Source organism: Polynucleobacter sp. 39-46-10 (genome assembly GCF_002282275.1).
In genome coordinates, this window is sequence record NZ_NCJB01000129.1 from 1 (window position 1) to 6,262 (window position 6,262).

General features: G+C 46.3%; 4 protein-coding genes. 3 read left to right on the forward strand and 1 reads right to left on the reverse strand.

The window, feature by feature from the left end; genetic code table 11:
- Window positions 1-32: 32 nt before the first annotated feature.
- From typA to modA, 3 genes are all read left to right on the forward strand, one after another.
- Window positions 33-1,850, forward strand: a complete 1,818-nt coding sequence (gene typA, locus B7X71_RS10495) for a translational GTPase TypA (protein WP_293597792.1) — start codon at window positions 33-35, stop codon at window positions 1,848-1,850.
- Window positions 1,851-1,977: 127 nt separating this feature from the next.
- Window positions 1,978-4,347 carry a Tex family protein gene (locus tag B7X71_RS10500; RefSeq protein WP_293597791.1) on the forward strand — a complete coding sequence of 790 codons (2,370 nt, stop codon included), beginning with the start codon at window positions 1,978-1,980 and terminating at the stop codon, window positions 4,345-4,347.
- A 64-nt stretch (window positions 4,348-4,411) separates the two neighbouring features.
- Window positions 4,412-5,179, forward strand: coding sequence for a molybdate ABC transporter substrate-binding protein (gene modA, locus B7X71_RS10505; RefSeq protein ID WP_293597790.1), 768 nt, complete (start codon window positions 4,412-4,414; stop codon window positions 5,177-5,179).
- An 84-nt stretch (window positions 5,180-5,263) separates the two neighbouring features.
- On the opposite strand, the gene B7X71_RS10510 is transcribed toward modA, so the two are convergent.
- On the reverse strand, window positions 5,264-6,208 hold the full coding sequence (locus B7X71_RS10510) for an MBL fold metallo-hydrolase (protein ID WP_293597789.1): 945 nt from the start codon (window positions 6,206-6,208) through the stop codon (window positions 5,264-5,266).
- Window positions 6,209-6,262 lie beyond the last annotated feature (54 nt).

Genomic DNA, 6,262 nt, shown 5'->3' on the forward strand with positions numbered 1-6,262 from the left:
ATTAACCTTATTCTTAACTTCAGAAGCTTCACATGACTAAACGCGCACTTCGTAATATCGCCATCATCGCCCACGTTGACCACGGTAAAACTACTTTGGTTGATCAACTCTTGCGCCAATCTGGCACATTTCGTTCTAATGAAAAAATGACCGAACGCGTCATGGACTCAAACGACTTGGAAAAAGAGCGTGGCATTACTATTTTGTCCAAGAACTGTGCGGTTGAGTATGACGGCACACACATCAACATCGTAGACACACCAGGACACGCCGACTTCGGTGGTGAAGTAGAGCGTGTGCTCTCCATGGTTGACGGTGTTTTGCTCTTGGTTGACGCGGTTGAAGGCCCAATGCCACAAACTCGCTTTGTAACCAAGAAAGCCTTGGCTCTTGGTTTGAAGCCTATCGTTGTGATTAACAAGGTTGACCGTCCAGGTGCACGTTGCGACTACGTAATCAATGCCACTTTTGAATTGTTTGACAAGCTTGGCGCTACGGAAGAGCAGTTGGATTTCCCAATCATCTATGCATCAGGCTTGAACGGCTATGCAGGCACCACAGAAGATGTGCGTGAAGGCGATATGCGCCCATTGTTTGATGCTGTTCTCAAGTATGTTCCTGTACGTGATGACGATCCAGATGGTCCTTTGCAATTCCAGATTTCTTCAATCGACTACAACAGCTATGTCGGTAAGATTGGCGTTGGCCGTATTAGCCGTGGACGTGTGAAGTCAGGCATGGAAGTAGTTTGCATGAACGGTCCGGATGGCGTGCCATTTAAAGGTCGAATTAATCAAGTATTGAAATTTAAAGGCCTCGAGCGCGAAATCGTTGATGAGGCGGTTGCTGGCGATATTGCCCTTATCAACGGCATTGAAGAGTTGGCAATTGGTACAACAGTTTGCGCAGTAGATAAACCAGATGCATTACCAATGCTGAAGATTGATGAGCCTACCTTAACTATGAACTTCATGGTGAACACTAGCCCATTAGCTGGTCGTGAAGGTAAATTTGTTACTAGCCGTCAGATCCGTGAGCGTCTTGATCGTGAGTTGAAAGCTAATATGGCTTTGCGCGTAAAAGAGACTGATGATGACACCGTATTTGAAGTGTCAGGTCGTGGTGAGTTGCATTTGACTATTCTGGTCGAAACCATGCGTCGTGAAGGCTATGAGATGGCGGTTTCCCGTCCACGCGTAGTATTCCACGAAGAGAATGGCGTCAAGATGGAGCCGTATGAGAACTTAACGGTTGACGTAGAAGATGCCACTCAAGGTTCCGTGATGGAAGATTTGGGTAAGCGCAAGGGCGAGTTACAAGATATGGTGAGTGACGGAAAAGGTCGTACCCGTCTTGAGTATCGTATTCCTGCGCGTGGTCTGATTGGTTTTCAGGGTGACTTCATGACCATGACTCGCGGTAACGGTTTAATGAGTCATACATTTGACTCTTATGCTCCAGCCAAAGATGGCATTTTGGGCGAGCGTCATAACGGCGTATTGATCAGTCAAGATGATGGCGAGGCAGTTGCTTACGCTATTTGGAAGCTACAAGATCGTGGTCGTATGTTTGTAAAGCATGGCGACCCAGTTTATGAAGGTATGGTCATTGGTATCCATAGTCGCGACAACGACTTGGTTGTGAACCCGATTAAAGGTAAGCAATTAACCAACGTACGCTCTTCTGGCACTGATGAAGCGGTTCGTTTGGTGACACCAATTGATTTGACTTTGGAATACGCTGTTGAATTTATCAGTGATGATGAATTGGTTGAAGTAACGCCGAAAAGTGTACGAATTCGTAAGCGCTACTTGAAAGAGCATGACCGTAAGAAAGCTTCCCGCGAGTAATTTCGCAGAGTTGCTTCACTGGGTTACTTTAGTAAGTCATTTGGTTTGTAAATAAGAGTCACCTTTGGGTGGCTCTTATTTTTCCTCCATAGCAATATTCTTAAAACCTTAGTAGATTATTTATTTCATGCTGCCATCCATTGAACAACGCCTTGCCCAAGAGTTATCCGCTAAACCTGCCCAAGTGGCTGCTGCTATCGCGCTGATGGATGAGGGTGCAACAGTTCCCTTTATCGCTCGTTATCGTAAAGAAGCAACCGGTGGTTTGGATGACACGCAACTGCGGTTGTTGGAAGATCGCCTGGGGTATTTACGAGAGTTGGAAGAGCGTCGTAAAGCCATTGTTGCTTCAATTGAAGAGCAGGGCAAGATGACTCCGGAGTTGCTCAAGTCCATCATGCTCGCAGAGGATAAGACGCGCTTAGAAGATCTTTATTTGCCATACAAGCTAAAGCGTCGCACTAAAGCGCAAATCGCCTTAGAGGCGGGATTAGAGCCTCTAGCTAATGATCTACTTGCTAATCCGATGTTAGACCCAGAGACTGAGGCGGCTAAATACCTTAAAAAAGCATTTACATCCGATCAAGGTGAGAACCCTGGTGTAGTTGATGCCAAAGCCGCCCTGGAAGGTGCCCGTCAGATTTTGATGGAGCGCTTTGCTGAGGATGCTGGTCTGGTGCAATTGCTCAGAACCTATTTGCAGGAACATGGCGTTGTGGAATCCAAGGTGATTGCTGGTAAAGAGCAAGAGGGTGAGAAATTTGCAGATTATTTTGATTACTCCGAGCCTGTTTCGGCAATTCCATCACACCGTGCCTTAGCTTTATTTAGGGGTCGTCGTGAGCAAATGCTGATGGTCAATTTGCGCCTGGATACCGAGGAAGAAAAACCGAAATGGGATGCGCCACATAATCCATGCGAATCCCGCATTGCTAACCAATTCAAGATCAAAAATGAAGGTCGTCCTGCGGATCAGTGGTTGGCAGAGACTGTGCGTTGGACTTGGCGCATTAAGTGCTCCATGCATTTGGAGTCAGAATTGATGAGCGCTTTGCGTGAGCGTTCTGAGGCTGAGGCAATTAACGTCTTTGCTCGTAACCTCAAGGATTTACTGCTGGCCGCACCTGCAGGACCAAAGGTCACTATTGGCCTTGATCCTGGCATGAGAACGGGTGTGAAGGTAGCTGTTGTTGATGCTACCGGTAAGGTGGTCGATACCGATGTCATCTACCCGCATCAGCCTAAGAATGATTGGGCTGGTTCATTGCATGTCCTAGCGAAATTAGCTGAGAAACACAAGGCAACCTTAATCTCAATCGGTAATGGTACGGCCTCACGCGAGACGGATAAGTTGGCGCAAGATTTAATCAAGGCTAAACCAGAACTCAAGCTCACCAAGATTGTTGTATCTGAAGCGGGGGCGTCGGTTTACTCCGCCTCTGAGTACGCCTCAAAAGAATTGCCTGGCATGGACGTATCTTTGCGCGGAGCAGTATCCATTGCCAGAAGATTGCAAGATCCTTTGGCGGAATTGGTAAAGATTGATCCAAAGTCGATTGGGGTGGGTCAGTACCAGCATGATGTGATGCAGACCCAGTTGGCGAAGTCACTGGTAGCAGTGGTTGAGGACTGTGTAAACGCGGTTGGTGTGGATGTGAATACAGCATCAGCACCTTTGTTAGCAAGAGTTTCTGGTCTCAGCAGCACCGTTGCAGAGGGTATTGTGACTTACCGAGATAGTAATGGCGCTTTTCAGACTCGAGCAGATTTACGTAGCGTGCCACGCTTAGGCGATAAGACCTTTGAGCAGGCGGCTGGATTCTTGCGCATCATGAATGGGACTGATCCTCTAGATGCATCTGCAGTCCATCCAGAATCCTATCCTTTGGTAGAGAAGATTCTGAAAGATATTAAGAAGGGCGTTAAAGAAGTCATTGGCGATGCTGGAATACTCAAAGGTCTCAATCCGGAAAAGTATGCCGATGAGAAGTTTGGCGTTCCCACCGTCACTGACATCATCAAGGAACTAGAAAAGCCAGGTCGCGATCCACGTCCGGAGTTCACCACGGCAACATTTAAAGATGGCGTAGAAAAAATCAGCGACCTAAAGGCTGACATGATCTTGGAAGGCGTGGTCACGAACGTTGCTGCTTTTGGTGCGTTCGTAGATATTGGCGTTCATCAAGATGGCCTTGTACATATTTCCGCATTAGCTAATACCTTTGTTAAAGATCCGCATACAGTCGTCAAAGCCGGTCAGGTTGTGAAGGTTAAAGTGCTGGAAGTAGATGAAAAGCGTAAGCGGATTGCACTGACGATGAGACTCTCTGATGAGGCTCCTAAAGCATCCTCAGGCGCAAAACCTGAGCAAAGACCGAACCGACCAGGTGCCCCACGAGCCCCAGAGGCTAGAAGGCAGCAGGAAGACAGAAGATCTGCACCCCCAATGAATAATGCAATGGCAGATGCCTTGCGTAAACTCAAGGGCGGTAGTTAGTAACAAATCGTTACACTCTGAATAAATAGGTGTAACTAAAAATAGGCATAGACATAAAGAGCAAATGATCCTCATGAAACATATCCTGTCGGCTTTACTGGCCTTCTATGCCTTCGTGTCAATTTCATGGGCTCAAACAGCTCCAACAGTAGCTGCAGCTTCAGATCTCAAGTTTGCTTTAGAAGAAATTGCTGCAAACTACAAGTCTGATAAAGGGCAGGATGTGAAGTTGGTGTTCGGCTCATCTGGCGTCCTCTGGCAACAGGTCAAAAATGGCGCACCTTTTGGTTTGCTCATGTCTGCTGATGAGGCTTATATAGATGACCTGTACAAAAATGGCCTAACAGTAGATGAGGGCAGTCTTTATGCAATCGGCAGAATCGTGCTCTTGCAGAAAAAAGGAAACTCAATCAAGCTTAGTGCTGATAAAGATGGCCTAATTAAAGCAATTCAGGCTGCAAAGAAAATTGCCATAGCCAATCCAGATCATGCGCCATACGGTAGGGCGGCAAAAGAATATCTCTTGAACATTGGGGTCTGGGACCAGGCTCAGCCTAAGCTGGTATTTGGGGAAAATATTTCTCAGGCGACGATGTTTGCTTTGACGGGGTCGGCTGATTTTGCGATCTCTGCTTTATCTCTGGCCTCATCACCACAAATTCAGGCTCAGGCAAATGATGTGTTGATACCGGATAGCTTGCATAAGCCTCTGAAGCAAAAGATGGCTCTAATTAAAAATACCGCCCCAAGCGCTAAGGATTTCTACTTCTACCTCAGAGAGCCAAAATCAAAGCAAGTAATGACGCGTTATGGTTTTTCTGTGCCGCGATAGGGTCGTAACCCCTTAAACTATCCTGGGCGTCTTAAAGCTGTCTGCTATCTTGACTTTGGTGAGTAAGGCGGCTGCTGCGAGCCTTTACTCTGACTCAAGCCTTAGATAGGCTCGACTAATATTACCCTTATGCAAATCTTTAAAGTTGGCTAGATATTCAAATTGAGGTGCGCTAGCCAGATTCTTCACTGCGCTCTCAACCCCAGCCATATTCTCAGCATATTTCTTGATGCCTCTAACAATGAAGGCGAGATAGTCGCCAGTCTGTGCTTTAGCGACCTTGATATTGGTAAGTGAGCCATGTCCAGGGACGATGATTTTTGGTTTCATTGCTTCAATTTGATTAAAAGCATCTAACCACTTTGTGGCATCACTTTGGGGCAGTATTCCCAGTAGTCGATCAACATAGATATGATCACCTGAAAATAAAATTCCAGAGCTTGGGAGATAAACAACGGCGTCACCAGCAAAGTGAGCATGGTTCAAATATCGAATCTCGATATCAACGCCACCAAGATTGAGTTTTGCATAATCAGTTTCCAGGGCTTTTGGGCTGGTAAATGGAGTAGTGCCATCAGCCCTTTCTTTAAGGGCTGTCTGAATGCTGGTAATTTGACCCAAACCTAGGCTTGATTGGGTAATGACCGTTCTTTTAAGTGCAATGATTTCTGCACCTTGCTTGGCAAAATAATCATTGCCAAGCCAGCGGTGATCTTGTGACCCTGTATTAATGACCCAGCGCACCTTTTTGCCGGTCAGCGTTTTTACTTCTTTCTCAAGAATGGCCGCTCCCTGGGGCGATGCTCCACTATCAATCAAAATGGCGCCATCAGGGGTATCAATGACTCCAAAGTTCGCATTAAGACCATAGTTCTCATAAGTTCTTGGGCCAATAGAGCCAATCAGGGCGTACGTATTTTTATCTAGCTTAATGGGCTTTAGGTCTGCATTTTGAGCAAAAGCGGTATGAATGCATGCTGTGAATACGCAGGCAATTAAATATACGAATCTTTTGATTTGTAAAGACATGGTTATGACCTTAATAATTAAAACAAGAAGTGCTAATCGGCGCTCTTGTTATTT

What these genes read in the sequence shown, in the direction of transcription:
- typA (WP_293597792.1), top strand. Translation starts at nt 33, where the DNA reads ATGACTAAACGCGCACTTCGTAATATCGCCATCATCGCCCACGTTGAC.
- B7X71_RS10500 (WP_293597791.1), top strand. Translation starts at nt 1,978, where the DNA reads ATGCTGCCATCCATTGAACAACGCCTTGCCCAAGAGTTATCCGCTAAA.
- modA (WP_293597790.1), top strand. Translation starts at nt 4,412, where the DNA reads ATGATCCTCATGAAACATATCCTGTCGGCTTTACTGGCCTTCTATGCC.
- B7X71_RS10510 (WP_293597789.1), bottom strand. Translation starts at nt 6,208, where the DNA reads ATGTCTTTACAAATCAAAAGATTCGTATATTTAATTGCCTGCGTATTC.